The organism is Acidovorax sp. GW835-FHT14B10 (assembly GCF_058793725.1).
Window position 1 is genome coordinate 22,796 of record NZ_JBXAGC010000002.1, and the last position, 25,103, is coordinate 47,898.

A 25,103-nucleotide genomic window follows, 5' to 3' on the forward strand; every position below is an offset into this window, starting at 1 on the left:
TGCCCGCCGCCGGCGCAGGCGACAATGGCCCGCATGCCATGGGACTGTGCACAACCGTTCACGCAGGCCGCTGCACCGCAGGCGCACGACATAGACGGCCTGAACCACACCAACAACGCCGTCTATGTGCAATGGGGCGAAAAAACCGCCTGGGCGCACTCGCAGGCCCTGGGGCTGGACCTTGCCGAATACCACCGCCTGGACCGCGCCATGGCCATCCGCCGCAGCGCCTACGACTACCTGCTGCCCTCGGTGCTGGGCGACGCGCTCACCCTGGGCACCTGGCTGACGGCCAGTGACGGCAAGCTGACCATGGAGCGGCGCTTCCAGCTCATCCGCAACCGCGACCAGGCCACCATCTTGCGGGGCCACTGGGAGCTGGTGTGCATCGAGCTGGGCAGCGGCAAACCGCGGCGCATGCCCGAGGAGTTCTGCCGCATCTACCTGCCCGCCCTGGCCACACCAGCCGCCCGCTGAGTAGCGCAGGGGCCCCGCCACTGCCGGCGGTGTCGCCCACGCTGTCATCACCGTGCCATCCGCACGGGCGCTAATCCCCTTGAACTTGCGGAGACTCTACCGATGCTCAAGGAAAAAGCGGTGGCATCCCTGGGGCAGCCCTCGCTGCTGATGCCCGCGTGGATCCAATCCGCCCTGGCGGCCAATGACCGGCTCAAGCTGCACCTGACCCTGCTGCAATCGGCAGCGCAGCACGCATCCACGCCCGATGCACCGGCGGGGCAATGGGAAAAAGGCCTCGCGCACACAGAACTGCAGGACGCGCCCTGGACCCAGGAGCTGGTGGGCGGCGCCTATTGCGATGACGATCTGCTGATCCTGCCGCACCTGGAGAACCTGCTGGAGGCGCTGTCGAACGACCTGACCACCATGGCCCGCCCCCTGTGCGACACCGGGCAGCCCAGCGCCGCGGCGCTGGCAGTGCGGCGCGACCACTGGCTGCAGCAACTGCACGCCCTGGCCGACGATGAGGGCTTGCGCCATGCCGCCCTGACCGAACTCACCCACGGGGATCGCCAACGCGGCGATAGCCTGCACCTGCTGGTGATGGACCTGCACAAGCAGATCAATGCGCTGTCGAGCGAACTCGCCACCGAAGACATCGATGGCGCCCACGCCTGGCAGGTGCAGGACGACGACCGGCCGCTGATCCGCGCCTTCATGCGCGGACTGCACCGCACGGCCGCCCTGAAGTTCTCGCACCCCGGGCTGGACACCGCCGTGACGCGCGACGGCAAGCGGCTGCTGATCCAGAACGATATCGGCACCAACGACGTGCATGTGCTGGTGATCGAGGTGCAGGGCAGCACCATCTCGCTCACCTATTCCGACCTGCACCCGGGCCGCTTCGGATTTTTCCGGCAGATGCTCGAAGACCTGGGCTTTGCATGGCAGGTTTTCGACCCCCGGGTCTCCGAAGGGCTCAACGCCGGCAAGCCCTACCTGGTGGGCCAGGCCCGCCTGGAGGCGCAGGACAGCGCCCAGCTGCAAACGGGGCTGGACAACATGGCCTCGCGCATCGTCTTCGTGATCGACTGGAACCGGGCGCGCAAGCGCCTGCAGCATTTCGTGAACAAGCCCCGGGCGCAGCAGCTGCTCGCGCAGGCGGCACGCAGCGACTGGGGCCACATGGCCTGGCTGCTGGCCGGGGCCGAGCGCCTGGTCTACAACGCCATGCAGGCCGTGGACAGCGAAGCCTTCCACGTCGGCGACCGGCTCGATGACGTGCTCGGTGAAGCCACCGCCAGCGCCTACCTGCTGGAGCTGCTGCGCATTTCCAGCATGCTGCTGCGCCAGCAGCAGCCCGTGTCGCTGGTGGCCGATGAAGCCCGCCTGCTGCTGGCCCGCGTGCTGCGCCAGCGCACCTTCGAATTCGACCTGCTGGCCGAGCACGCTGCCTTCACGCACGCGCTGGCCGAGGGCCTGTGCGATGCACTGGAAAATCCCGGCGATGCCGCCCAGACCCAGGCCCAGGTGCTGCGCGCAAAAAACTGGGAACGCCAGGCCGACCACCTGCTCATGGACGCCCGCCAGCGGGCCGAGCGCCGGCCCCGCTGGCTGCTGGTGGTGGACTGCCTGGCCCAGGCCGACGATGTGGCCGATGCGCTGGAGGAAGCTACTTTCATGCACTCGCTCACCCTCATCCATCCGGCACCGGGCTTGCCCGCCGAAGTGCGCACCGCCCTGTGCCAGCTGGCGGCCACCACGCTGTCGGCCATCCAGGATCTGGTCAAGGCCATCGAAATCGCCCGCCAGGTCAGCCAGCGGGCCGACGGACCCGACAGCGAACTGTTCCTGCAGACGCTGTGGCGCATGCTGCGCGCCGAACGCCAGTGCGACGACCTGTTTCGCCAGGCCCGCACCACCATGGTCAAGAGCCTGCGCAGTGCCCCGGTGGACCTGATGCTGGCCAACGACCTGGCCGCCACGCTCGAAAAAGCCACCGACAACCTGCTGCGGGTGGGCTACGCACTGCGCCAGATGGTGTTCAACAAAACCGGAATGTCGGCATGAAATCCAGCTCCAGTCTGCCAAAGCATCTGTACCTCATCACCACACCGGCCAGCCCGAACCTGCACAAGCCCTCACCGGAAACCATGGGGTCCAAGGGTTTCAATCTGCACCGCATGACCCAGGCCGGGCTGAACGTGCCGGTTGCGCTGGTGATTGGCACGCACTACACCCACGCCCCGCAGGACTGCTTTCTGCCGGTGTTCTCCGTGGGCCTGCACGCGCTCGAAGAGAGCACCGGCCTGCTGTTTGGCGACGAGCGCAACCCGCTCATCCTGTCGGTGCGCTCGGGTGCACCGGTATCGATGCCGGGCATGCTCGAAACCCTGCTCAACATCGGCCTGAACGACCACACCCTGCCCGGCGTGGTGCGCCAGACCGGCAACCCCCGTATGGCCTGGGATGCCTACCGGCGCCTGGTGGCCAGCTACGGCGAGGTGGTGCAGGGGCTGCCCGCCGCCCTTTTTGAAACCGAGATCGAACGCATCACCCAGGGCCAGGACGAGCGGCTGCTCGATTTCAGCCAGCTGCGCCAGCTCACACGCAGCTTTCTCGCCCTTTATGAAACCCATGCCGGTCGGGCCTTTCCGCAGGACGCCCGGGAACAGCTCTCCGGCGCCATCGGGGCGGTGTTTGCCTCGTGGAATGCCGACAAGGCGGTGGCATACCGGCACATCCACCAGATCGACCATGGCATGGGCACCGCCGTGATCCTGCAGCGCATGGTGTTCGGCAACACCGGCGGGCATTCTGGCGCTGGCGTGGGCTTCACGCGCGACCCCAGCACCGGAGAAAACCGCCTGTGGGTGGACTTTCTGGCCAACGCGCAAGGCGAAGACGTGGTTTCGGGCCGGCGCAACGCGCACGGCCACGCCACCCTGGCGGCCGTGGCGCCCGATGCCTGGCAGCAGCTGCAGGCCTCGGCCCAGGCACTGGAGCAGCATTTCAAGGACATGCAGGATTTCGAGTTCACCGTGCAGGACGGCGTGCTGCATCTGCTGCAAACGCGCGCGGGCAAGCGCACGCCGCTGGCCACCGTGCGCATTGCCCTGGACCTGCTGGACGAAGGCCTGATCGACAGCACCGAGGCCTTGCGCCGCACCGAATCCATTCACGAAGACGCGCTGGGCACCGTGCGCATGGTTGCCAGCGACGACGCCGACAGCACGCCAACGCCCCTGGCCCTGGCCCTGGCCAACCCGGCCTGTTCTGGCGTGGTGTCGGGTGCCATTGCGCTGGATGCGCAGGCGGTCGAACGCCTGGTGCAGCAGGGTATGCCGGCCATCCTGGTCCGCCAGGACGCCGAAACCAGCGACATTGCCGCCATGCAGGGCGCGCAGGGCCTGCTCACCCAGCGCGGCGCCCGCACATCGCACGCCGCCGTGGTGGCACGGCAGATGGGCAAAACCTGCCTGGTGGGCTGCACGGCGCTGCACATCGACGAGGCCGCCCGCGCGGTGCAGATCGGCCACCTGACGCTGGCCGAAAACGAACTGATCACCCTGGACGGCAACGACGGCGCCATCTATGCCGGGCAAGCCACCAGCGCGCTCGTGCCTGACACGGCCCTGCAAGAGCGGCTGGAAGATCTGCGCAGCCAGCACCATGGCAAGAGAGTGCGCCACCATGAACACTGATCGCACTGAACAGGCGGCGTGGGATGGCCTGCATAACCCTCGCGAGTCGGTGGTCGTGCGGATCGGGATGGGCCACAAGGCGTCTTTTTGCGGCCAATAGCTCGGCTCTTGGCAAGAAAAGCAACGCAGTGGACCGCCCGAGGCCGCGCTAGCACAGACCGCAGGGAGTTATGCAGGGCATCCCATGGGGTGTTTGATACAGGCATTGGCCTCGGCCAGCACCGTTACTTATCCGGCCTGGTGAAGTTTGAACCCCTCGCACCGCCTGTCGAAGGGCTTCGACAAGCTCAGCCTGAACGGAAGTTGATACATCAAAGGGCCGGATCAGAAGTGCCAACTTCGCCGCGGCAGGGCCCAGCCGTGTGCAGCAGCGCGATGGCAAAAGACCAGTTGGCAACTGGTTTCAGCCCGCTTGGCTGGAAATGCTCACCGGGTTATCGCATGCGGTTGCGAAATCAAAAGGCGGTTGCGCCCTCCATGCTTGGCTTCATAGAGGGCTTCGTCGGCGCGGGCGATGAGTTGCTCCATCGTTTCATCGGGCTTGAGCGTAGCCAGGCCCAGCGACAGCGTGACCTTGCCAACTTCTGCGTCGCCATGGGCTTCGACGCGACGCCGGATGCGTTCGGCCAACACAACGCCAGGTGCCTGCTCGCAATGCTCGAGCAGCACCAGGAACTCTTCACCACCCCACCGAATGGCGCAATCTCGGCTGCGAACCGCTGAACGCAGGATGTGCGCCACATCACGCAGCACACGGTCACCCGCCAAGTGACCGAAGCGGTCGTTGACTTGCTTGAAGTGGTCAATGTCGCAAACAAGCAGCGTGAGTGGTCTGCCCTGCGTATGTGCAGCGAGGATTGCCTTGCCAAGGGTCTGTTCGCCATAGCGACGGTTGTGAAGGCCGGTGAGCTTGTCGTGGCTTGCCTCGTGAAGAAGGGCCTGCTCTTTCTCCACACGGTCGGAAATGTCCTTGCTGACGCTCACATAGTGGGTTACGCGCCCCTTGTCGTCGCATAGTGGGGAAATGCTCTGTTCAGAATGGTAAAGCGAGCCGTCGCGCCGGCGGTTGACGAAGGTGGCCCGGAAGTCTTTTCCGGCGTCAAGGGATGCCCTCAAGAAGCGATAGAAAGCTGCGTCGTGCGCTCCGGACTGAAACACGGCCGGCGTCTTCCCCCGCACTTCATCGATGGTGTATCCAGTGACTTTAGCAAAGGCCGTGTTGACGAAGGTGATCCGTGCACGGGCATCGGTCAGCACCACAGGGTCACTGGTGGCATTGAGCGCACGCGCAAGCAGCAGGTTCTCTTGTGCAGCGCGCACGGTATCGGAGATATCTTGCTGCACGGACACAAAATGCGTGAGCACACCTTCGTCGTCGCGCACCGGGGAGATATTCCAGCGAACCACGTAGCTCGCGCCATCCTTGCGGTAGTTGATCGTTGTGCCTTCGAAGTAACGTGCCTCCTTCAGGCAGGCGCGCAAGTCATCAATGACGGCCGGGTCGGTATCGGGGCCTTGCAGCATCTGGAGCGTGCACCCGCGCAATTCATCCAGCGCATAACCTGTCATCGAGCAAAACGCTGGATTGGCAAACTGCACACGGTAACCCGCCGCACCATCGGCATCGGTGATGACGATGGCATTCCAGGACTGCATGAAGGCAGCCTTGAATAAACTCAGTTCAGATGTGGTCATGCTTTGCAATGGTCTGCGTACCGACGACGGACTGTCGCTTCAATGACTGAGAGTCCGCTGGTCATACCCGGACCTGGTGGCTTCGCACGATAATTGCGCCAGTGCCGGATGCGCGGCCAATTGTGCATCAAAGCCACCGCAGCCAGATACACAGTGAACCCGGCAAAAGGCGCCGTTGGTCGCCGCATCTTGGTCGGCACCGCAGAAAAGCGGAGCGGGCACCATGACTCCATGAGTGGCCTTCTTGCTGACAGTGTCTGGCAAGGCGGCGCAGACCTGCGTAATGATGCCAGTCCGGTGCGTGCTGGAAAGGCACCGCTCGCACCCCGAAAAATCGATGAAAACCAGGTTGGACAGGTGGCCAGGTTGAGGACACGCATGTGCAAATTGCTGGTACCGACGCCAAAAGCAAAAAAGGTTTGCTGCCAAATTAATAGCAGCAAACCCTTGTGCATACTGGCGGAGAGGGTGGGATTCGAACCCACGGTAGTGTTGCCACTACGCCTGATTTCGAGTCAGGTACATTCGACCACTCTGCCACCTCTCCTGTGTGTCGAAGCCTGCGAGTATAGCAAGGTTTTCAGGGAGTGAGCACGGCCGTGCCGCCCAGGTAGGGGCGCAGCACCTCGGGCACCGTCACGCTGCCATCGGCCTGCTGGTAGTTCTCCAACACGGCCACCAGCGTGCGGCCCACGGCCAGGCCGGAGCCGTTCAGCGTGTGCAGCAACTCGTTCTTGCCTTGTGCGTTCTTGAATCGGGCCTGCAGGCGGCGGGCCTGGAAGGCCTCGCAGTTGCTCACCGAGCTGATCTCGCGGTAGGTGTTCTGCGCGGGCAGCCACACTTCCAGGTCGTAGGTCTTGGCGGCGCCAAAGCCCATGTCGCCGGTGCACAGGCCCATCACGCGGTAGGGCAGGCCCAGCTTTTGCAACACGGCTTCGGCGTGGCGGGTCATTTCTTCCAGCGCTTCATAGCTCTTGTCGGGGTGCACGATCTGCACCATCTCGACCTTGTCGAACTGGTGCTGGCGGATCATGCCGCGCGTGTCGCGGCCGTAGCTGCCGGCCTCGGAGCGGAAGCACGGCGTGTGGGCCGTGAGCTTGATGGGCAGGTCGGATTCGGCCACCACCACGTCGCGCACGAAGTTGGTCAGCGGCACTTCGCTGGTGGGGATCAAGTACAGGGCCGCGTTGTCGGGCACTGGTTCACCATCCTGGCCCCCCTTTTTGGCAGCGAACAGATCGCCCTCGAACTTGGGCAGTTGACCCGTGCCCTTGAGCGAGTCGGCATTCACGGCGTAGGGCACGTAGCACTCGGTGTAGCCGTGCTCCTGGGTCTGCACGTCCAGCATGAACTGGCTGAGTGCGCGGTGCAGGCGGGCGATGGAGCCCTTCATCACCGTAAAGCGCGAGCCCGAGAGCTTGACGCCCATGTCGAAATCCAGGCCCAGCGGGGTGCCCACATCGACGTGGTCTTTCACCTCGAAGGTGAAGGCGCCGGGCGTGCCCCAGCGGCGCACTTCCACGTTGCCGGATTCGTCACTGCCCACGGGGACCGATTCGTGCGGCAGGTTGGGCACGGCCGCCAGCATGGCCTGCAGTTCGGCCTGGATCTGGTCCAGGCGGGCGGCGGATTGTTCCAGCTCTGCCTTGCCCGCAGCCACCTGGGTCTTGATGGCTTCGGCGCCATCCTTGTCGCCCCGGCTCATCAGCATGCCGACCTGCTTGGACAGCTGGTTGCGCTGGGCCTGCAGCTCTTCGGTGCGGGTCTGCAGCGTCTTGCGCTCGGCTTCCAGGGCCTGGAAAGCGGAAACGTCCAGGAAGGCCTGGGGTTTTTTGCGGGTTTCCAGGCGCGCGATGGCGGTGTCGAGGTCTTTGCGGAGGAGAAGGATGTCAAGCATGGGCTGGATTTTAAAGGGGCGGTCGGTACCGGCTCAGGCAAGAGTTCCAGGGTCAAAGTTGGCACCGCACAGGATGAGGGCCACCGTCTCCTGCGGCTGGGGCCGGTAGGCGCCGGTCTGCAGCGCCGCCAGGCCCAGCGCGGCAGCGGGCTCCACGGCCAGTTTCAGCTCCTTCCACAGCCAGCGCTGGGCAGCGCGAATCGCGTCGTCGGGCAGCAGCAGCGCATCGTGCACATGCCGCTGGCTCACTTCCCAGCCGATGGCGCCGATGCGGCGCGCGCCCAGCGAGTCGGCGGCCACGCCACCCACCTCTACGTCCACCGGCTGGCCCGCAGCACGCGCGCAGTGCAGTGTGGGCGCGCGTTGGGGCTCCAGCGCCACCACATCGGCGCGGCTCTCCACCCACGCAGCCACACCGCCGATGAGGCCGCCGCCGCCCACGCTGACCAGCACGCTGTCGGGCAGACGTCCGGCCTGCTCCTCCATCTCCAGCGCCAGCGTGCCAGCACCCGCCACCACCTCGGGCTGGTCGTAGGCGTGGGCCTGCAGGGCGCCGGTGACCTGCTGGCGGACCACGCAGGCTGCAAACGCCTCTGCATAGGCCGCACCCGTGACGACCACCTCGGCCCCCAGGTCGCGCAGGCGTGCACGCTTGGCCTCGGGCGAGGTCTCGGGGACGAAGACTTCGCAGCGCACGCCCAGGGCCCTGGCGGCAGCGGCCACGGCAATGCCGGCGTTGCCGCCGGATGCGATGATCACGCCGCTCTCGGGCACGGGGTTGGCCAGCAGGCGGTAGAGCATGCCGCGCGCCTTGAAGCTGCCGCCCACCTGCAGGTGCTCCAGTTTCAGCCAGACCTCGCCGCAGCCCACCCCCAGGGATCGTCCCGGCACGCGCATCAGCGGCGTGGTGCGCAGAAAGTCAGGCTGGGCGGCCAGTTGGCGGCGGGCAGCGGCAATGGCGTTGCGGTCGATCATGCAGGGGCTCCGGGCGGGCAAAGACAGGCAGTTTAGAAGGCGGTGCAACGCGAAGCCGGGCAGAGCAGACCCACAAACTGGCGCCGCCCCCCCAAGCTCTGCGCACGCGCAGCGCGGAAGTGAGCGACATGCCACCGCTGGATCTGTGGCGCGGGCCGGCGGTGCCGCTGTAGCAAGCGGGGTGCGGAATTTGGATCAAAAAGACCGCCAGCGCATGCCCATCAAATGCAAGAAGCTATCAATAAAGAAGCAATCGCAAAGCAACCACTCAATGCCCCGCCGGCCCCGTCTCGGGCAGGCGCGCGGAAATCTCCAGACCGGTGGCCGCATCGATCTTGAGGCCCTTGGGCAGCGGGAACTTGATGGTTTCCTCGATGCCCTGCATCTTGCGCACCGACACCGCGCCCAGCGCCTTGATGCGCTCGATCACCTGCTGCACCAGGATTTCGGGGGCCGAGGCGCCGGCCGTGAGGCCCACGCGCGCAATGCCGTCAAACCACTCGTGGCGCAGCTCGTCCACGCTGTCCACCATGTAGGCCGTGGTGCCCAGGCGGGCCGCCAGCTCGCGCAGGCGGTTGCTGTTGGAGCTGGTGGGGCTGCCCACCACGATCACCAGGTCCACCTGCGGGCTCAGCAGCTTGACGGCGTCCTGCCGGTTTTGGGTGGCGTAGCAGATGTCCTGCTGCTTGGGCTCGCGCACCTTGGGAAACCGCGCGCGCACGGCGGCGGTGATCTCGGCGGCGTCGTCCACGCTCAAAGTGGTCTGCGTGACCACGGCCAGCTTGTCGGTCTGCGCGGGCTGCACATGGGCCACATCGGCCACTTCTTCCACCAGGTGGATGCCGTGGTCGAGCTGGCCCATGGTGCCCTCCACCTCGGGGTGGCCCTTGTGGCCGATCATGATGAACTCGTAGCCCTCTTTGGCGAGCTTGGCCACCTCGACATGCACCTTGGTCACCAGCGGGCAGGTGGCGTCGAAAATGCTGAAGCCGCGCGCCTGCGCCTCCTGCTGCACCGCGCGGCTCACGCCGTGGGCGCTGAACACCAGCGTGGCACCGGGCGGCACGTCGGACAGCTCTTCGATGAAGATCGCGCCCTTGGCCTTGAGGTCGTTGACCACATAGGTGTTGTGCACGATTTCATGGCGCACGTAGATGGGGCGGCCAAATTTCTGCAGCGCGCGCTCGACGATCTCGATGGCGCGGTCCACGCCGGCGCAAAAGCCGCGCGGCTCGGCCAGCAGGATTTCCTGGGGCTTGTTCATGGCTCAGAGCACGCCGATGATCTGCACTTCGAACGTCACCGGCTGGCCCGCCAGCGGGTGGTTGAAGTCAAACAGCACGGCACCGTCATCGCGCACCTGCATCACCGCGCCGGCGTAGCTGCCCTGCCCGTCGGGCGTGGGGAACTGCACCACGTCGCCCACGTTGTATTTCTCGTCCGGATCGCCCAGCTCGGTCAAAAGCTTGCGCGCCACCCATTGCTGCATGTCGGCATTGCGCTCGCCAAAGGCCTCGCCGGCGGCCAGCTCGAACGTGGCGTGCGTGCCTTCGGGCAGGCCCAGCAGGCGCTGCTCCATGGCAGGCGACAGCTCGCCCGTGCCCAGCGACAAGGTGGCCGGCTTGTCCTCGAAAGTGTTGATCACATCCCCGGCCGGACCGGCCAGGCGGTAGTGCAGCGTGAGGAAAGAACCCGGCTGGACGGCGGGAAGGGGGGTGGCAGTAGTGGTCATGAGAGTCCCGATAAACTGCCCCGATTGTAGAAAACCGGGCAAACCCCTACCGGCAGCACCCACCGGTGCACAGCCCCGTACGCACTTTCCTCGCGCCATGCCCCTCAAAGACCTGCCCACCGACGCCCAACCCCGCGAAAAACTGCTGGCGCGCGGCCCCGCTGCCCTGGCCGATGCCGAGCTGCTGGCCATCCTGCTGCGCACGGGCATCGTGGGCAAGGGCGTGCTGCAGATGGCGCAGGAGCTGCTCGACCCGCCCGGCATGGACCCGGCCACGGGCTGCATCACCGGCGGCTTCGGCGGCATTGCCGGGCTGCTGCACACCAGCGCGGCCGACCTCGAACGCATCAAGGGCCTGGGCCCTGCCAAGCGCGCCGAGCTGGTGGCCGTGCTCGAACTGGCCCGCCGCGCCCTGGCACAGCAGCTGCGCGAGCGCGAGGTGTTCGACTCGCCCGACGCCGTCAAGCACTACCTGCAGCTGCACCTGGGCGCCAAGGGCCATGAGGTGTTTGGCGTGCTGTTCCTCGACAGCCAGAACCGCCTGCTGGCCATGGAAGAACTCTTCAGGGGCACGCTCACCCAGACCAGCGTGTACCCGCGCGAGGTGGTGCTGCGTGCCCTGCACCACCAGGCCGCAGCCGTGGTGCTGGCCCACAACCACCCCAGCGGCAGCGTGCAGCCCAGCCGCGCCGACGAGACGCTGACCCAGACCCTCAAGACCACGCTGGCGCTGGTGGACGTGCGCGTGCTCGACCATGTCATCGTGGCACCAGGCCAGGCCTTGTCGATGGCCGAGAAAGGGCTGGTGTGACGCCACCAGCCAAGACCCAGCGCACGCCGGCCCGCCCGCGCCGCCCCAGCGTGCGCCTGCATGACCTGCACGACCTGGCGGCTGTGGGCCGCCGCCTGCGCGAGGAGCAGCAGCGCGCCGAAGCCGAGGCCCTGGCCCGCCGCGAAGCCGCTGCCCGGCAAGAGGCCGAGCGCACCCTGTTCAGCCGCAGCGTGGGCCGCATCACGCCCCTGCGCCAGCCCAACCTGGCGCAGCTGCCGCAGCAGCAGCCCCCGCCCCTGCCAGTGCAGCACTGGCTGGACGAAGAGCGGGTGCTGCTCGAATCCATCAGCGATGACTTTGATGTGAGCACCTTGCTCGATACCGATGACCAGCTGAGCTTTCGCCGACCGGGCATCGGGGTGGAGATCACCCGCCGCCTGCGCTCGGGCCACTGGAGCATTCAGCGCCAGCTGGACCTGCACGGCCTGCGCGTGGATGAAGCCCGACAGGCCCTGGGCGAATTCATCCGCCTCGCCCACAAGCTGGGCCTGCGCTGCGTGCGCGTGGTGCATGGCAAAGGCCTGGGCTCGCCCGGCAAAAGCCCGGTGCTCAAGGGCCGGGTGCAAAGCTGGCTGGTGCAAAAGAAAGAGGTGCTGGCCTTTGTGCAGGCCCGCCCCATCGATGGCGGCGCAGGGGCACTGCTGGTGCTGCTGCAGCCTGCGGGTGGGCGCAACGCCTGAAATATGCAGGCATTCAAGCAAAAATCGGCTCTACCAACCGTCTGAAAAGCGCCAATAGCTGCTATTCAGATAGCAAAAAACCCCGCAGATGCCCACGGGGTGGCTTGAACGACGCGGCCTGCCCGGCCCATGGGGTGGGCAGGCCCGTCTGCTTACTTGGACAAGTCCACCGCGTACTTGGACGTTCCCTTGCCGCTGCCGTCGTCGGCGGCCACCAGGCTCACATTGTTCAGACCTGCGGCCTGTGCCACGGCCAGCGCGTTGGCGCCCGAACTGAACACCACCGGCCCGGCCACGCTCACCGAGGCAAAGCGCCAGCTCTTGGCGGCACCGTTGGCGGCGCGGGTCACGGCGGGGTTCTTGCGGATGTAGTCGATCACCACGTCGCGGTTGGCATCGGGCGAGGCCCAGATGGTGCCCGAGCCGTCGAGCTTGTCGCTGAAGCTCTTGCCGCTGGTGGCGCGGTAGTTGTTGGTGGCGATCACGAACTCCTGCGCGGGGTCAATGGCCTTGCCCAGGTACATGAGGTTCTTGATGCGGCTGCCCTTGGCCTGCGTCACATCAATCTCGTACTGCACGTCGGCCGTGGTGAACATGTCGAAGTTGTAGCCCGGGAAGGTGCTGATGAGCGCCTGCTCGGTGGCCTTGGCCGGGTCGATCTGGTTGAAGCGCTGGGCTGCGGCCTCCAGCCAGTTCTTGATGTCGGCACCGTTCACCTTCACCGCAGACACGGTGTTGGGGTACAGGTACAGGTCGGCCGCGTTGTTGATGGCCAGCGGGCCCACGGCCACGTCGGTGTAGTCCGACCCGCCCTGGAAGCCGCTCTTGAACGGCGCGCTCACCGACAGCACAGGCAATGCCGCGTACTGCGGCAGATTGGCCTGGATGTAGGCCGCCACATAGGCCTGCTGGGCCTGGTTGACGATCTGGATGGCGCCGGGGTCGCCCACGTCGGCAAACAACGTGCTCATGCGGAAGTCGGTCTGGCCGATGGGCGTCTTCACATACTGGATGGCGGCCTGGTGCTGCGTTTCGATCAGCGGCGCCACGGTGGCATCGGGATCGACGTAAACCGTGGTGCCGGCAGCATTCTTGCTCTGGATGTTGCGCAGCTCGCTCTTGCTGGCCGCCTTGTTGACGGCCCACTTGGTGCCGTCCCACTGCAGTGCGAGCTGGATGACGCCCAGCGCCTTGCCCCAGGAGCTCGCCATGACGGCGGGCACGCCATTGATGGTGCCGGCCTTGTTGTCCACGCCCGCCTGGCTATAGGCGGGCTTGGCCGCCGTGTCGGGGAACACGCTGTGCTGGTGGCCCAGCACCATGGCGTCGATGCCGGGCACCTTCGAGAGGTACAGGCCGGGGTTCTCCATGGTGGGCGAGTAGGCCGAGCTGTCCAGCCCGCCGTGCAGCAGAGCCACCACGATGTCGGCGCCCTTGGCGCGCAGCTCGGGCACGTACTTGGTGGCGGCCTCCACAGCGCCTTCGGTGTAGACCTTGCCTTCGAGGTAGCGCTTGTCCCAGTTCATGATGCCGGGGGTGGTGAAGCCGATCACACCCACCTTGATGGGCAGCTTCACGTCCTTGCCATCGGTGCCCTTAGCAATGAGGGAGCGTTCCAGCAGCGTGTAGGGCTGCACCAGCGGCTTCTTGGTCTTGCTGCTGTACACGTTGGCCAGCGCCATGGGATAGCCGGCGCCCGCGCATTTCTTGCTGGCGCCCACACCCTCCACGTCCAGCCCGCCGCCCAGCACCTGGTTCAGGAAAGGCAGACCGTAGTTGAACTCGTGGTTGCCCAGCGTGCCCGCATCAAAGCCCAGCGCGCCCATGGCCTTGTACATCGACAGCTGCTGCGTGCAGGGGATAGGGCTGATCGTGGCCTCGTAATCGGCCAGCGCCGTGCCCTGGATGGTGTCGCCGTTGTCCACCAGCAAGGTGTTGGCAAACTCTTTGCGGGCGGCGCGCACCAGCGTGGCGGTGCGCTCAAAACCGTAGGTCTTGTCTTCGGCCAGCTTGAAATAGTCGTAGCTACGCACATTGAAGTGCAGGTCGGTCGTCTCCAGCACGGCCAGCGTGGCGGTGGCACCGGCGTTGGTGGAACCGTCACCGCCGCAGGCGGTCAGGAGGGCCGCCACAGCGACCACGCCGAGGGTGGCCACACGGCGCGAAATACGGATCGGGTCGCGGAAAGAGGGTTCCAGCATGAAAAGGCCCATGGGTTGAAGAAGGGCCTGAGTGTCTGGACACTGTTTGACAGGGCTGTGACCTGTGCAGGCACCTTGCGGCATGGCTGCCACAGGCCCGCTTGCACGCGTCCCGTGGCTCCAGGTTCGATGGCGGCATCTCCGGGCTGGTGATCATCCATTTTTCGGCGTCGGCCGCCATGGAGAGGTACCAGAGCTATCGGCCCAACTTGGGCATGCCGAAGGCGGATCACTGGGCATGCCACGCCAATGGACTCCGGCGGGCGGGCTAGAATACGCCGCTTCCAACCCGGAGACTTGGGTGAGTGGTTTAAACCAGCAGTCTTGAAAACTGCCGACGGGCAACCGTCCGTGAGTTCGAATCTCACAGTCTCCGCCAGACAGCAAACAAATACGGGCCTTTCGGCCCGTATTTGTTTTCTACCCATCAAAGAATCCAACCAAGGCGGAGCATCGATCGCCAGTCAAGTTGACGAGGACACGCCGCCCCCAGCCTTATATCTGCTGAGAGCTCGTACTACTTGGCGGAGCGCAACACAGAGCGCCGATCCGCCGGTCAAGTCGATGGTGTTGTGCGTGGATGAAAAGAGCCAGATCCAGGCGCTGGATCGCACTCGGTTTTCGAAGCGATGGAGCGCATCAGCCCCAGCACTCGCCAACTCATCATGCGCGAGGGGTGTGAACACTGGGCCGCCAGGCATTGACGATCGCCACCAGAGAGAGCATCACCGGCACCTCGACCAGCACGCCGACCACCGTGGCCAGGGCAGCGCCCGAGTTGAGGCCGAAGAGAGAAATCGCCACCGCCACTGCCAGTTCAAAGAAGTTGGAGGTACCGATCAGGCAGGCAGGGCCGGCGACATTGTGGGGCAGCTTGAGCAGCTTGGCGCCCCACCAGCCGATGAAGAAGATGCCGTAGGTCTGCAACACCAGGGGAATGGCAATCAAGCCGATGACCGCTGGTTTTTCAACGATGGTGCCCGCCTGGAAGCCGAACAACAGCACCACGGTTGCAATGAGGCCCACGATGGACCAGGGCTTGAGCTTCGCCACCAACGCTCCTACCGCCAGGGGAGATCTTCTGGCCAGCAGGTGGCGGGTCGCCATGCCGGCGGCCAAGGGCAGCACCACATACAGCACGGTGGACAGAACCAGGGTTTCCCAGGGCACGGTGACGTTGGTCACACCCAGCAAGAACGCCGCAATGGGCGCAAACGCCACCACCATCACCAGATCGTTCACCGACACCTGAACCAGCGTGTAGTTCGCATCGCCTTTGACGAGCTGGCTCCAGACGAACACCATGGCGGTGCAAGGCGCAACGCCCAGCAAAATCATGCCGGCGATGTACTCGCTGGCCGATTGGGGATCCACCCAGGGGGCGAAAAGGTACTGAAAGAAGAGAACGCCCAACGCTGCCATGGTGAACGGCTTGATGAGCCAATTGACAGTCAGTGTCAGCAGCAGCCCCTGCGGCTTCTTGCCGACGTCCTTGATGGCGGCCCAGTCAATCTGAATCATCATCGGATAAATCATCACCCAGATGAACACCGCCACCACGAGATTGACCTGCGCAAGCTCCAGGCCCGCGACGGCCTGAAAAAAATCCGGAAGAACCAGCCCCAGCGCCACGCCGGCGGCAATGCCCAGCGCAACCCAGATCGTCAAATACCGCTCAAACAGCCCCATGGTGGCCCTCTCCCTCTTTCAATGCAAAAGGCCTGGACCATGCACGGTCCAGGCCCGTCAAAATGTGAATGCCTCAGCCTCTGGTTTGCCCGATCTGGGCCAGCTCTTTCTGCAACGACATTTTGTCCAGCTTGTCGATGGGCAAGCTCAGAAAGAGCGCAATGCGGCGGCTCATCACGATGAACGCGTCCTTGAACGCCTTGTTCACGGCTTCCTCATCGCCTTCCACTGCAGCCGGATCTTCGACACCCCAGTGCGCCGACACCGGCTGGCCTGGCCAGACGGGGCACACCTCGCCCGCCGCCTTGTCGCACACCGTCAGCACATAGTCCATGACCGGTGCACCGGGGGCCGCAAACTCATCCCAGTTCTTACTGCGCAAGCCCGCCGTCGGAAACCGGTTTCTTTCCAGCAAATCCAGCGCGTGCGGGTTGACCTGGCCCGCGGGGTGGCTGCCGGCGCTGAACGCACGAAACCTGTCTGCGCCGTGCTGGTTGAGTATGGCCTCGGCGAGGATGCTGCGCGCGGAGTTGTGCGTGCAGATGAAGAGCACGTTGTAGATGCGGTTTGACATGGAAAGAGCCACTTTCTGAAGCAACGGTGGAGAGGATGGCGGTTCACGCCGCAGCCGGCGCCTTATGGCCCGCAGTCAACGGCAAAGCCAGCGTGACCAGCCAGCAGATGGCCAGCATCACGGCGGACCCGATGAGGGCATACAGCAGCCCGCCCCACTGGTACAGCAGGCCGGACATCAGCGTGCCCATGAAGCGCCCCAGGGCGTTGGCGGCGTAGTAGAAACCAACATCCTCGGCGGCTTTCTCCGAGCCGGCGTAGGCGAGAACGAGGTAGGAGTGCACGGAAGAGTTGATCGCAAACGCAAAGCCAAACAGCCCCAATCCGCCCACCACCACCCACTCCAGATAAGGTGCCTGCAGGGCTACCGCCACGGCCATCGCAACGGGAACCACCGCCAGAATGGCCGACCACAGGCGCGCGGCGGGCACCTCGGTGCTCAGGCCGTCCTGGCTGCGCCGGACCAGTTGCGGCGCCATGGCCTGCACCAGTCCGTAGCCGATGGTCCAGGCGGCCAGGAAGCCGCCCACCATCGTGAACGTCCATCCCTGCGAATACAGAAACACCGGCACGCCCACCACAAACCACACATCGCGCGCGCCAAACAACACCACCCGGGCGGCAGCCAGCGCATTGATGCCCGCGTTCTTGGCGAACAGCTCCTTGGCCGATTTCGAAGCCTTGTTTTTGCCCATCATCTGCGGCAGTGAGGTGACCACGCCCACCAGCACCAGTGCCAGCAGAGCGGCCATGGCCCACAGCGCCTGCCGAAAACCCAGCGCCTCCAGCAGCAATCCCCCCAGAAAGAATCCCACGCCCTTCATGGCGTTCTTGCTGCCCGTAAACCAGGCCACCCATTGGAAGAGCTGGCCCGCGCCCTGCTCTTTCGCTTCTGCCGAGGTGACCTTGATGGCAGATTTGCTGGCGGTTTTGGTGAGGTCTTTGGCCACGCCGCAGATGCCCTGCGCCAGCACCACCCAGGCCACCGACATGGCTACCGACCATGCGGGGTTGAGCTGCGACAGCAAGGTGAAACCGATGATTTGGGTCACCAACCCTACCGTCAGCATGCGCGTGATGCCATAGCGCGTGGCCAGCCAGCCGCCAATCAGGTTGGCCAGCACGCCGGCCGCTTCGTACAGCAAAAACAGGAAGGCCAGCGTGAACGGCGAATACCCCAGACGGTAGAAATGCAACAGCACCAGCATGCGCAGCGCGCCGTCGGTGAGTGTGAAACCCCAATAGGCCGCGGTGACGATGGCGTAGTTGCGCGTGGCGTGGCCCTGCATTTCAGAACCCCACGTCGCGCATGTGGCAGGCCAGATCCACCATGCGGCAGGCATAGCCCATTTCGTTGTCGTACCAGGCGTACACCTTCAAGAGCGTGCCGTCCGTCACCATGGTGGACAGGGCATCGACGATGGAACTGCGCGTATCGCGGGCGTAGTCGGCGCTCACCAGCGGCAACTCTTCATAGCCCAGAATGCCCGACAGGCAAGACGTGGCAGCTTGCTGGAACAGCGCGTTCACCTCCTCCGCCGTGGTCTCGCGCTGCAGCTCGAACACGCAGTCCGTCAGCGAGGCATTGAGCACCGGGGCGCGCACCGCATGGCCATTGAGCTTGCCCTTGAGTTCGGGGTAGATCAGCGCGATGGCGGTGGCGCTGCCGGTGGATGTGGGTGCCAGGCTTTCCATGGCACTGCGGGCACGGCGCAGGTCTTTGTGTGGCGCGTCCACCACCAGATTGGTATTGGTGGGGTTGTGGATGGTGGTGATTTGCCCGTGGCGTATGCCCAGGTTTTCATGCACTACCTTCACCACTGGCGCCAGGCAGTTGGTGGTGCACGAGGCGGCGGTGACGATGCGGTTTCTGGTCGGGTCGTACAGCGCGTGGTTCACACCGACCACGATGTTGAGCACATCCCCCACCTTCACGGGTGCGGCCACGATGACGCGCTTGGCACCACGATCCAGGTGGCCCTGGATGGTGTCGGGCGTCAGGAACTTGCCGGTGCATTCCAGCACCACGTCCACCCCCAGATCCCCCCAGGGGATTTCTGCCGCAGTGGCGTGCGCGCTGAACGAAAGCCGCTGGCTGCCGATGGCGATGGCGCTGTCGCCCTCGGCGTGAATGCGCTCGCGCCACTTGCCTTGCACCGTATCAAACGCCAGCAGGTGGGCGGTGGTCGCTGGGCCGCCTTTGATTTCGTTCAGGTGCACCACCTCCAGGCGATTGCCGGCACGGGGGTCATCCAGCGGGCGCTCTGCCGCACCCATGGCCGCACGCAGCGCCAGGCGGCCAATGCGGCCCATTCCGTTGATGCCGACTTTCATGGCATGCCTTCCTCTATTAATTCTACATTCATTGAAATATTGTATTTTTTAATGACAGCTGCATGACAGACACCGAAGCGGCCGAGTACCGCCGCAAGCCACCCTGCTGTCGAAGGCCTGGCTCAATAACTTTTCAGCATGGACCCGGTGCGCAGCAAGCCGACGACGCCTTTTCACGGGCTGGCGCGGGCGCACAGCATGCGCCGTCCGCAGTGGTTTTGCCCGGTTCGTTGAACACCGGGATATTGCCCAGCGTGTGGAAATGCTCCCACGCAATGCCCTGCGGATCGGTGACCCAGTGCTTCTCGCTGCGGGCATAGCAGCAGCTGGTGGCGCCCTCGTCCAGCAGCGCCATGTCGGCCGATTCCGCCCGGGCCTTCAGTTGCGCCAGCTCGGCGGCATCGTCGACCTGGAAACCCAGGTGATCCAGCCCCGGCTGGTTGCCCCGGGTGGAGATGGCAAAGTTCACGCGCGGGTCGTCCAGCATCCACTTGGCGTAATCGGCTTCAACGCGTGCTGGCTCGGCCGCGAAGAGCCTGGAATAGAACGCAATGCTCTTGGCGAGGTCATCGACATGGATGTGGACGTGGAATCTTTTCATGAGGGTCTCCTTGATTTTCAGCAAGCGCAGGACCTTGCCTGGGGCGCCAGGCAGTCCGCGCCCTGGCAGCAGTTTTCGGTGAGAAAGCCCAGCAGCTCGTTCATGCTGGTGATCGAGGCGCGGTAAATCAGGTGGCGGCCCTGGCGCTCCTGGCTGACCAGGTCCGCATGGGTGAGCTCCTTGAGATGGAAGGACAAGGTGTTGGGCGCCACCTCCAGCAGCTCGGCCAACGCACCGGGTGTCAGCCCCTCATTGCCGGCAACGACCAGCGCACGAAACACCCGCAGGCGCACTTCCTGGGCCAGGGCAGCGAGGGAACGGACAGCGTCGATTTCGTTCATGCAATAACTATACAACGATTATCGAATTATTGTAAAGTGAGCCATCTTCTCCCTCTGCAAGCCCGGCGGTTCAGCGCCACCAAGGAATTCCATGCCCGCCTCCATTCGCCTACTCGACCAGCCCACCAAATACCTGTTCTTCACCGGCAAGGGCGGCGTGGGCAAGACCTCGGTGTCCACGGCGGTGTCGATCGCGCTGGCCGATGCGGGCAAAAAAGTGCTGCTCGTCAGCACCGACGCGGCCTCCAACCTCGATGAAATGCTGGGTATCACGCTGAGCAACCAGCCCGTGGCGGTGCCGGGCGTGCCCGGCCTGCAGGTGCTCAACATCGACCCCGATGCGGCTGCGGTGCATTACCGCACCCGCGTGGTCGAGCAGATGGGTCCACAGGCCAGCGACCAGGACATTGCCACCGTGCGCGAACAACTGTCGGGCGCCTGCACCACCGAGATCGCCACCTTTGACGAGTTCTCCAGCCTCCTGTCGCAGGGCGGTGCCGCCTATGACCATGTGGTGTTCGACACGGCCCCCACGGGCCACACGCTCCGGCTGCTGAGCCTGCCCAAGGCCTGGAGCGGTTTTCTGGAGGGCAACGACCGGGGCGCATCCTGCCTGGGGCCGCACTCGGGCCTGAAGATGCAGGAGCAGCTTTTCAACGCGGCCCTGGCGGCGCTCAACGATGCCACGCTGACCACCGTGGTGCTGGTGGCCCGGCCCGAGAAAGGCGCGTTCGAAGAGGCCGCCCGGTCGTCGGACGAGCTGCGCGCGCTGGGCCTGGTGAACCAGCGGCTGGTGGTGAACGCCGTATTCCAGCGCAGCCACCCGGACGACCCGATTGCCGCCGCCATCGAAGCGCTGGGGCGCAAGGCACTTGACGAGATGCCCGCCGCGCTGCAACCCCTGGCGGCCGACCATATTCCCCTCAGGGCCGTGGATTCGGTGGGCCTGCCCGCACTGCGCGGGCTGCTGGCCGCCGAGCCCACGCGAACGACGGGCACAGCCACCCCGTCAGCACCCGAACTCGACCACCACAAGCTGTCCGAACTGGTGGCCGAGCTTGCGCAGGGCGAGCGCGGCCTGATCATGGTCATGGGCAAGGGTGGGGTCGGCAAGACCACCCTTGCCGCGGCCATTGCGCTGGGCCTGGTCCACCACGGCAAGTCGGTGCACCTGACGACGACCGACCCGGCTGCGCACCTGGCCGCCACGCTCAACGCCGAAGTGCCCGGCCTGCGCGTGGGCCGCATCGACCCCAAGGCCGAAACGCAGAAATACGTGGACAAGATCGTGGCCGCCCGCGCCGCCACCCTGACCGAGGACGAGAAAGCCCTGCTGCTGGAAGACCTGCGTTCGCCCTGCACCGAGGAAGTGGCGGTTTTTCACGCCTTCTCGCATGTGGTGGCGCAGGCACGCAGCGCGTTTGTGGTGCTGGACACCGCACCCACCGGGCATTCCTTGCTGCTGATGGACGCCACCGGCGCCTACCACCGCCAGATGGTGCGCGAATTCGAGGGCAAGGCCGCAGGCCGCATCGTGACGCCACTGATGCGCCTGCAGGATGCGGACTACACCCGCATCATTCTGGTCACGCTGCCTGAGGCCACCCCCGTGTCCCAGGCCGCTGCGCTGCAGGACGATCTGCGCCGGGCCCACATCGAGCCCTTTGCCTGGGTGGTCAACAAATCGCTGCTGGCCACGGGCACGGCCGACCCGCTGCTGCAGGCCCGCCTGGACAGCGAGCGCAAACAGATGGAGCGGGTGGCCGCTTACACCCGCCACCCGGTGCTGGTGGTGCCCTGGACGGTGGAGCCCCCCATTGGCCCCGGCGCGCTCGACCAGCTGCTGGGTTGACGGCACGCATTGCCCCTTGCGACCGTCTCCAAGACCGCAAAGCAACACGGTTACCCGTGGTGACAGCCAAAGGCTCTGGCGCAAGATAAGGTGTCCCCTCACCCGGCGCGCCACGCCCCAGATTCCCACCGGAGAAAACCATGCAGATAAGCCGAACCTTCACCCTGACCACCTGCCTGTGCGCCGCCTTGCTGGCGGGCTGCTCGGGCTTGCCGGGCGGGGCGGCGCCTCCGGCCTCGGTGGGCCCTGGGCCACGGGGCGGTGTGTGCAATGCGGCGCCCGCCCACAGGGTGATCGGCAAGCAGGGCACGCCCTCGGTGATCGAGCAGGCCCGGGTGGCTTCGGGCGCCGCCATGGCACGCCTGCTGCACCCGCGCCAGGCGGTGACGCAGGAGTTCAACACCGAGCGCCTGAACCTGGTGGTGGACAGCAATGGGCGCATCACGGCGGTGCGCTGCGGCTGAACAACGCTCCGCCGCCAGAAGCACCACGGGTGCCATCGCCCTTTTGCTCCCGTTGAAATGGCTTCAAGCGCTTGCCACGCAAGCGCTGGAGGCCAATTTCATGCCAACCACATCCCACAGAATGGGACGGTGTGCCAGGCGGTCAGTCGGCCAGAAACAGTGCCTGCAGATCGTTCAGAAAATCGAATCCACGCTCGGTGGGGCGCATATGGGCCATGTCGCGGGTGATCAGGCCCTTGCGTTCGGCTTCCTCCAGCGCCTTGGCAATGGCGGTCAGGGGCAGGCCCGTGCGTTCCACAAAGTCCTGCAGCGCAAAGCCCTCGCGCAGGCGCAGCGCATTGAGCATGAACTCGAACGGCAGGTCGGCACGGCGCACCTCCTCGTCCTGCGCCAGGGCGTGGCCCGCCAGTGCGTTGTCCATGTACAGGCGCGGATCGCGAAAGCGCGTCTGGCGCACCACGCGGTGGGCAAAGCTGAGCTTGCTGTGCGCACCCGCGCCCAGCCCCAGGTAGTCGCCAAACTGCCAGTAGTTGGTGTTGTGAAAACACGCATGGCCCGGCCGGGCGTAGGCCGAAATCTCGTAGCGCGCCAGCCCGGCCTGCCCCGTCATTTCGGTGATGCGGTCCAGCATGGCGTAGGCATCGTCGTCCGGAGGAATGGCGGGCGGAAACTTGGCGAAGTAGGTGTTGGGCTCGATGGTCAGGTGGTAGATGGAGATGTGCGGCGGCGCCAGCGCCAGCGCCGTGGCCATGTCCTGCGCCAGTTCGGGCAGCGTCTGGCCCGGCAGCGCGTACATGATGTCGAGGTTGAAGGTGTCGAAGGCCTGCGCCGCCTCCTGCACGGCGGCCAGGGCCTGGGCGCGGTCGTGCACCCGGCCCAGGGCCTGCAGGTGCCGGTCGTTGAAGCTTTGCACGCCCACCGACAGGCGCGTGACACCCGCCGCGCGAAAGGCGCGGAACCGGTCTTTTTCGAAGGTGCCGGGGTTGGCCTCCAGGGTGATCTCGCAATCGGCGGCCAGCGGCAGGCGTGCGCGGATGTCACCGATCAGCCGGTCGATGGACCGGGGTGAAAACAGGCTGGGCGTGCCACCGCCGATGAAGATGCTGTGCACGCTGCGACCCCACACCAGGGGCAGCGCCGCTTCGAGGTCGGCCACCAGGGCGTCGAGGTAGCGGGCCTCGGGCAAGGCGCCCGCAGCGCCCACGCCACCGGCATCGCGCCACTCGTGCGAGTTGAAGTCGCAATAGGGGCACTTTTTCAGGCACCAGGGCAGGTGCACATACAAGGCCAGCGGCGGCAGGCTGGTGAGCTGCAGCAGCCCCGGTCGCATGTAGTGCTGGATGTCGCGCACCACGGCGGGGGCGGCATCCGTGGTAGGAAGGATGGGGATAGCCATTGAAAGCATCAAAGGTTCAGAGCGCTCACGCCGCAGCAGCCGCTTGCGGCATGAGCGGCCCTACGCGCGACCGCCGCGCAAGGGCCGCCAATGCATCGGCGCACATGCGCTGGCGGTGTCCCCCTGGGGGGAAGGCGCGAAGCGACTCAGGGGGGTACTTCATACAAACCAGCGCTCGCGCATCAGCGCCAGCATCTGCTGCGCCGCACGGCCGCGGTGGCTGTGGGCGTTCTTGACTTCGGTGGGCAGCTCGGCAAAGGTCTGGCCGAACTCGGGGATGAACATCACCGGGTCGAAGCCGAAGCCGTTGCTGCCACGCGGCGCGCGCGTGATCTCGCCCACCACGCGGCCCACGGCAATCAGGGGCTCGGGGTCCTGCGGGCTGCGCACGGCCACCAGGGTGCTGACCATGGCGGCGCGGCGGTTGTCCTGGCCCTGCATCTGCTCCAGCAGGGCACGCACGTTGGTGTCGTCGCCCTTTTCGTAGCCGAACTGGGTGGCGTAGTAGGCCGTGTCCACACCGGGCAGACCGCCAAAGGCGTCCACGCACAGGCCGGCGTCGTCGGCCAGCGCGGGCCGGCCGGTGTGCGCGCTGGCAAACCGCGCCTTGGCCAGCGCGTTCTCGACGAAGGTGCGGTGCGGCTCTTCGGCCTCGCCCACGCCCAGGTCGGCCTGGCGCACCAGCTCAATGCCCAGCGGCGCCAGCATGGCCTGCAGTTCGGCCAGTTTGCCGCGGTTGTTGGAGGCAAGAACGAGTTTCATGGTCAAGATGGCCTGTGGTGCTTATGCATAAATCGCCATTAGCTATTATTTTAATAGCGATTTTTGTTGCAGACCCACCAGTTCGGCAACACCCTTGTCGGCCAGTGCCAGCAGCTGGTCCATCTCGGCCCGGGTGAAGGCCACACCCTCGGCCGTGCCCTGCACTTCCACGAAGTGGCCCGCCCCCGTCATGACCACGTTCATGTCGGTGTCGCAACCCACGTCTTCCACATACTCCAGGTCCAGCAGCGGCGTGCCCTGCACGATGCCGACCGAGATGGCGGCCACCGGCCCCAGGATGGGGCTCGCCGTGATCTTGCCGCTGGCCAGCAGCTGGCTCACGGCGTCCTGCGCCGCCACCCAGGCACCGGTGATGGCGGCGGTGCGCGTGCCCCCGTCGGCCTGGATTACATCGCAGTCGAGCTGGATGGTGCGCTCGCCCAGCAGCTTCAGGTCAAACACCGCCCGCAGCGAGCGGCCAATCAGGCGCTGTATCTCCTGCGTGCGACCGCTCTGCTTTCCCTTGGCCGCCTCGCGGTCGCTGCGCCTGTGCGTGGCGCGGGGCAACATGCCGTATTCGGCAGTCACCCAGCCCTCGCCGGTGCCGCGCTGGTGCGGCGGCACTTTTTCTTCCACCGAAGCCGTGCACAGCACCTTGGTATTGCCAAACTCGATCAGCACCGAGCCCTCAGCATGCATGGTGTAGTGGCGCGTGATGCGCACGGGGCGCAGCTGGTTGGCGGCGCGGCCGTCGGTGCGGTTGAAAGTGGTCATGTGGTTTCCGGTGTCAAAAATGGGCAGAACGCCTGCAGGGCCCAGGGGTCATGTCAGCGAGCCGGTCCGTCAGATCAAGCCCCTGCGATGCGCGCGGCCCAGGCCAGCAACCGCCGCGCGGGCGGTGTTCCCCTTCCCGAAT

At 65.6% G+C, this 25,103-nt stretch carries 23 protein-coding genes and 2 tRNA genes; 9 read left to right on the top strand and 16 right to left on the bottom strand.

From position 1 onward, the window contains the following. Window positions 1–33 precede the first annotated feature (33 nt). From AC1Q5S_RS01980 to AC1Q5S_RS01990, 3 genes are all read left to right on the top strand, one after another. Window positions 34–477: an acyl-CoA thioesterase gene (locus AC1Q5S_RS01980; protein WP_492238243.1), complete on the top strand. Its 444-nt coding sequence runs from the start codon at window positions 34–36 to the stop codon at window positions 475–477. Between the two features lie 102 nt (window positions 478–579). Beyond that, window positions 580–2,529: a phosphate transport regulator gene (locus tag AC1Q5S_RS01985; RefSeq protein WP_492238244.1), complete on the top strand. Its 1,950-nt coding sequence runs from the start codon at window positions 580–582 to the stop codon at window positions 2,527–2,529. After that, entirely contained in the window at window positions 2,526–4,163 is a 1,638-nt protein-coding gene (locus AC1Q5S_RS01990; protein ID WP_492238245.1) for a PEP/pyruvate-binding domain-containing protein, read from the top strand. The genes AC1Q5S_RS01985 and AC1Q5S_RS01990 overlap by 4 nt, the downstream gene beginning before the upstream one ends. Before the next feature lie 426 nt (window positions 4,164–4,589). On the opposite strand, the gene AC1Q5S_RS01995 is transcribed toward AC1Q5S_RS01990, so the two are convergent. The 6 genes from AC1Q5S_RS01995 to AC1Q5S_RS02020 all read right to left on the bottom strand — a co-directional run bounded on the left by AC1Q5S_RS01995 (window position 4,590) and on the right by AC1Q5S_RS02020 (window position 10,462). Continuing rightward, complete coding sequence (locus AC1Q5S_RS01995) at window positions 4,590–5,858, bottom strand: sensor domain-containing diguanylate cyclase (protein ID WP_492238246.1); 1,269 nt, start codon at window positions 5,856–5,858, stop codon at window positions 4,590–4,592. Between the two features lie 457 nt (window positions 5,859–6,315). Beyond that, window positions 6,316–6,405: transfer RNA gene (locus AC1Q5S_RS02000), tRNA-Ser, on the bottom strand. A gap of 33 nt (window positions 6,406–6,438) precedes the next feature. Next, window positions 6,439–7,755 (bottom strand): serine--tRNA ligase, encoded by a 1,317-nt coding sequence (serS, locus tag AC1Q5S_RS02005; protein ID WP_303837896.1) that lies wholly within the window; start codon window positions 7,753–7,755, stop codon window positions 6,439–6,441. 33 nt (window positions 7,756–7,788) lie between these two features. Further along, on the bottom strand, window positions 7,789–8,730 hold the full coding sequence (locus AC1Q5S_RS02010; RefSeq protein ID WP_422206002.1) for a threonine/serine dehydratase: 942 nt from the start codon (window positions 8,728–8,730) through the stop codon (window positions 7,789–7,791). A gap of 268 nt (window positions 8,731–8,998) precedes the next feature. Beyond that, the gene (gene ispH / locus AC1Q5S_RS02015) at window positions 8,999–9,994 is read right to left on the bottom strand and encodes a 4-hydroxy-3-methylbut-2-enyl diphosphate reductase (protein ID WP_492238247.1); all 996 of its coding nucleotides are present in this window, start codon (window positions 9,992–9,994) and stop codon (window positions 8,999–9,001) included. 3 nt (window positions 9,995–9,997) lie between these two features. After that, window positions 9,998–10,462, bottom strand: coding sequence for an FKBP-type peptidyl-prolyl cis-trans isomerase (locus AC1Q5S_RS02020; protein ID WP_092699176.1), 465 nt, complete (start codon window positions 10,460–10,462; stop codon window positions 9,998–10,000). A 97-nt stretch (window positions 10,463–10,559) separates the two neighbouring features. Here AC1Q5S_RS02020 and radC point away from each other — a divergent pair, with 97 nt between their 5' ends. Together radC and AC1Q5S_RS02030 are read left to right on the top strand one after the other, a co-directional pair. Further along, window positions 10,560–11,273, top strand: a complete 714-nt coding sequence (radC, locus tag AC1Q5S_RS02025; RefSeq protein ID WP_492238248.1) for a RadC family protein — start codon at window positions 10,560–10,562, stop codon at window positions 11,271–11,273. Between the two features lie 50 nt (window positions 11,274–11,323). After that, on the top strand, window positions 11,324–11,974 hold the full coding sequence (locus AC1Q5S_RS02030) for a Smr/MutS family protein (RefSeq protein ID WP_492238333.1): 651 nt from the start codon (window positions 11,324–11,326) through the stop codon (window positions 11,972–11,974). A 152-nt stretch (window positions 11,975–12,126) separates the two neighbouring features. Here AC1Q5S_RS02030 and AC1Q5S_RS02035 read toward each other — a convergent pair whose 3' ends face one another. After that, a complete protein-coding gene (locus tag AC1Q5S_RS02035; RefSeq protein WP_492238249.1) occupies window positions 12,127–14,175 on the bottom strand; it encodes a bifunctional 2',3'-cyclic-nucleotide 2'-phosphodiesterase/3'-nucleotidase in 2,049 nt (682 codons plus the stop codon). Between the two features lie 101 nt (window positions 14,176–14,276). Between AC1Q5S_RS02035 and AC1Q5S_RS02040 the strand changes: the two genes are divergently transcribed. After that, the gene (locus AC1Q5S_RS02040; RefSeq protein WP_492238250.1) at window positions 14,277–14,447 is read left to right on the top strand and encodes a DUF3334 family protein; all 171 of its coding nucleotides are present in this window, start codon (window positions 14,277–14,279) and stop codon (window positions 14,445–14,447) included. A gap of 19 nt (window positions 14,448–14,466) precedes the next feature. After that, window positions 14,467–14,554, top strand: a tRNA-Ser gene (locus AC1Q5S_RS02045). Between the two features lie 284 nt (window positions 14,555–14,838). Here AC1Q5S_RS02045 and arsB read toward each other — a convergent pair. The 6 genes from arsB to AC1Q5S_RS02075 form a co-directional block, all read right to left on the bottom strand. Further along, window positions 14,839–15,864: an ACR3 family arsenite efflux transporter gene (gene arsB, locus AC1Q5S_RS02050; RefSeq protein ID WP_492238251.1), complete on the bottom strand. Its 1,026-nt coding sequence runs from the start codon at window positions 15,862–15,864 to the stop codon at window positions 14,839–14,841. Between the two features lie 73 nt (window positions 15,865–15,937). After that, the gene (locus tag AC1Q5S_RS02055) at window positions 15,938–16,438 is read right to left on the bottom strand and encodes an arsenate reductase ArsC (protein WP_026435795.1); all 501 of its coding nucleotides are present in this window, start codon (window positions 16,436–16,438) and stop codon (window positions 15,938–15,940) included. 43 nt (window positions 16,439–16,481) lie between these two features. Further along, a complete protein-coding gene (gene arsJ / locus AC1Q5S_RS02060; RefSeq protein ID WP_034712006.1) occupies window positions 16,482–17,726 on the bottom strand; it encodes an organoarsenical effux MFS transporter ArsJ in 1,245 nt (414 codons plus the stop codon). 1 nt (window position 17,727) lies between these two features. Continuing rightward, complete coding sequence (locus tag AC1Q5S_RS02065; RefSeq protein ID WP_422205993.1) at window positions 17,728–18,771, bottom strand: ArsJ-associated glyceraldehyde-3-phosphate dehydrogenase; 1,044 nt, start codon at window positions 18,769–18,771, stop codon at window positions 17,728–17,730. Between the two features lie 133 nt (window positions 18,772–18,904). Then, window positions 18,905–19,372, bottom strand: coding sequence for an ArsI/CadI family heavy metal resistance metalloenzyme (locus tag AC1Q5S_RS02070; RefSeq protein WP_026435793.1), 468 nt, complete (start codon window positions 19,370–19,372; stop codon window positions 18,905–18,907). Between the two features lie 17 nt (window positions 19,373–19,389). Then, a complete protein-coding gene (locus AC1Q5S_RS02075) occupies window positions 19,390–19,713 on the bottom strand; it encodes an ArsR/SmtB family transcription factor (protein ID WP_303837418.1) in 324 nt (107 codons plus the stop codon). 91 nt (window positions 19,714–19,804) lie between these two features. Here AC1Q5S_RS02075 and arsA point away from each other — a divergent pair, with 91 nt between their 5' ends. Both arsA and AC1Q5S_RS02085 read left to right on the top strand, forming a co-directional pair. Then, window positions 19,805–21,565: an arsenical pump-driving ATPase gene (arsA, locus tag AC1Q5S_RS02080; RefSeq protein WP_492238252.1), complete on the top strand. Its 1,761-nt coding sequence runs from the start codon at window positions 19,805–19,807 to the stop codon at window positions 21,563–21,565. A 140-nt stretch (window positions 21,566–21,705) separates the two neighbouring features. Then, complete coding sequence (locus tag AC1Q5S_RS02085) at window positions 21,706–22,029, top strand: I78 family peptidase inhibitor (RefSeq protein ID WP_492238253.1); 324 nt, start codon at window positions 21,706–21,708, stop codon at window positions 22,027–22,029. 142 nt (window positions 22,030–22,171) lie between these two features. Here AC1Q5S_RS02085 and hemW read toward each other — a convergent pair whose 3' ends face one another. The 3 genes from hemW to rph form a co-directional block, all read right to left on the bottom strand. Beyond that, the gene (hemW, locus tag AC1Q5S_RS02090) at window positions 22,172–23,425 is read right to left on the bottom strand and encodes a radical SAM family heme chaperone HemW (protein ID WP_492238254.1); all 1,254 of its coding nucleotides are present in this window, start codon (window positions 23,423–23,425) and stop codon (window positions 22,172–22,174) included. A 159-nt stretch (window positions 23,426–23,584) separates the two neighbouring features. Beyond that, window positions 23,585–24,187 (bottom strand): RdgB/HAM1 family non-canonical purine NTP pyrophosphatase, encoded by a 603-nt coding sequence (rdgB, locus tag AC1Q5S_RS02095; protein ID WP_492238255.1) that lies wholly within the window; start codon window positions 24,185–24,187, stop codon window positions 23,585–23,587. A 45-nt stretch (window positions 24,188–24,232) separates the two neighbouring features. After that, window positions 24,233–24,961 (bottom strand): ribonuclease PH, encoded by a 729-nt coding sequence (rph, locus tag AC1Q5S_RS02100; RefSeq protein ID WP_422205984.1) that lies wholly within the window; start codon window positions 24,959–24,961, stop codon window positions 24,233–24,235. Window positions 24,962–25,103: the final 142 nt, after the last annotated feature.

Bases quoted from the DNA above. Each gene is read 5' to 3' on its own strand.
- AC1Q5S_RS01980 (WP_492238243.1), top strand. From the start codon at position 34: ATGCCATGGGACTGTGCACAACCGTTCACGCAGGCCGCTGCACCGCAG.
- AC1Q5S_RS01985 (WP_492238244.1), top strand. From the start codon at position 580: ATGCTCAAGGAAAAAGCGGTGGCATCCCTGGGGCAGCCCTCGCTGCTG.
- AC1Q5S_RS01990 (WP_492238245.1), top strand. From the start codon at position 2,526: ATGAAATCCAGCTCCAGTCTGCCAAAGCATCTGTACCTCATCACCACA.
- AC1Q5S_RS01995 (WP_492238246.1), bottom strand. From the start codon at position 5,858: ATGACCACATCTGAACTGAGTTTATTCAAGGCTGCCTTCATGCAGTCC.
- serS (WP_303837896.1), bottom strand. From the start codon at position 7,755: ATGCTTGACATCCTTCTCCTCCGCAAAGACCTCGACACCGCCATCGCG.
- AC1Q5S_RS02010 (WP_422206002.1), bottom strand. From the start codon at position 8,730: ATGATCGACCGCAACGCCATTGCCGCTGCCCGCCGCCAACTGGCCGCC.
- ispH (WP_492238247.1), bottom strand. From the start codon at position 9,994: ATGAACAAGCCCCAGGAAATCCTGCTGGCCGAGCCGCGCGGCTTTTGC.
- AC1Q5S_RS02020 (WP_092699176.1), bottom strand. From the start codon at position 10,462: ATGACCACTACTGCCACCCCCCTTCCCGCCGTCCAGCCGGGTTCTTTC.
- radC (WP_492238248.1), top strand. From the start codon at position 10,560: ATGCCCCTCAAAGACCTGCCCACCGACGCCCAACCCCGCGAAAAACTG.
- AC1Q5S_RS02035 (WP_492238249.1), bottom strand. From the start codon at position 14,175: ATGCTGGAACCCTCTTTCCGCGACCCGATCCGTATTTCGCGCCGTGTG.
- arsB (WP_492238251.1), bottom strand. From the start codon at position 15,864: ATGGGGCTGTTTGAGCGGTATTTGACGATCTGGGTTGCGCTGGGCATT.
- AC1Q5S_RS02055 (WP_026435795.1), bottom strand. From the start codon at position 16,438: ATGTCAAACCGCATCTACAACGTGCTCTTCATCTGCACGCACAACTCC.
- arsJ (WP_034712006.1), bottom strand. From the start codon at position 17,726: ATGCAGGGCCACGCCACGCGCAACTACGCCATCGTCACCGCGGCCTAT.
- AC1Q5S_RS02065 (WP_422205993.1), bottom strand. From the start codon at position 18,771: ATGAAAGTCGGCATCAACGGAATGGGCCGCATTGGCCGCCTGGCGCTG.
- AC1Q5S_RS02070 (WP_026435793.1), bottom strand. From the start codon at position 19,372: ATGAAAAGATTCCACGTCCACATCCATGTCGATGACCTCGCCAAGAGC.
- AC1Q5S_RS02075 (WP_303837418.1), bottom strand. From the start codon at position 19,713: ATGAACGAAATCGACGCTGTCCGTTCCCTCGCTGCCCTGGCCCAGGAA.
- arsA (WP_492238252.1), top strand. From the start codon at position 19,805: ATGCCCGCCTCCATTCGCCTACTCGACCAGCCCACCAAATACCTGTTC.
- AC1Q5S_RS02085 (WP_492238253.1), top strand. From the start codon at position 21,706: ATGCAGATAAGCCGAACCTTCACCCTGACCACCTGCCTGTGCGCCGCC.
- hemW (WP_492238254.1), bottom strand. From the start codon at position 23,425: ATGGCTATCCCCATCCTTCCTACCACGGATGCCGCCCCCGCCGTGGTG.
- rdgB (WP_492238255.1), bottom strand. From the start codon at position 24,187: ATGAAACTCGTTCTTGCCTCCAACAACCGCGGCAAACTGGCCGAACTG.
- rph (WP_422205984.1), bottom strand. From the start codon at position 24,961: ATGACCACTTTCAACCGCACCGACGGCCGCGCCGCCAACCAGCTGCGC.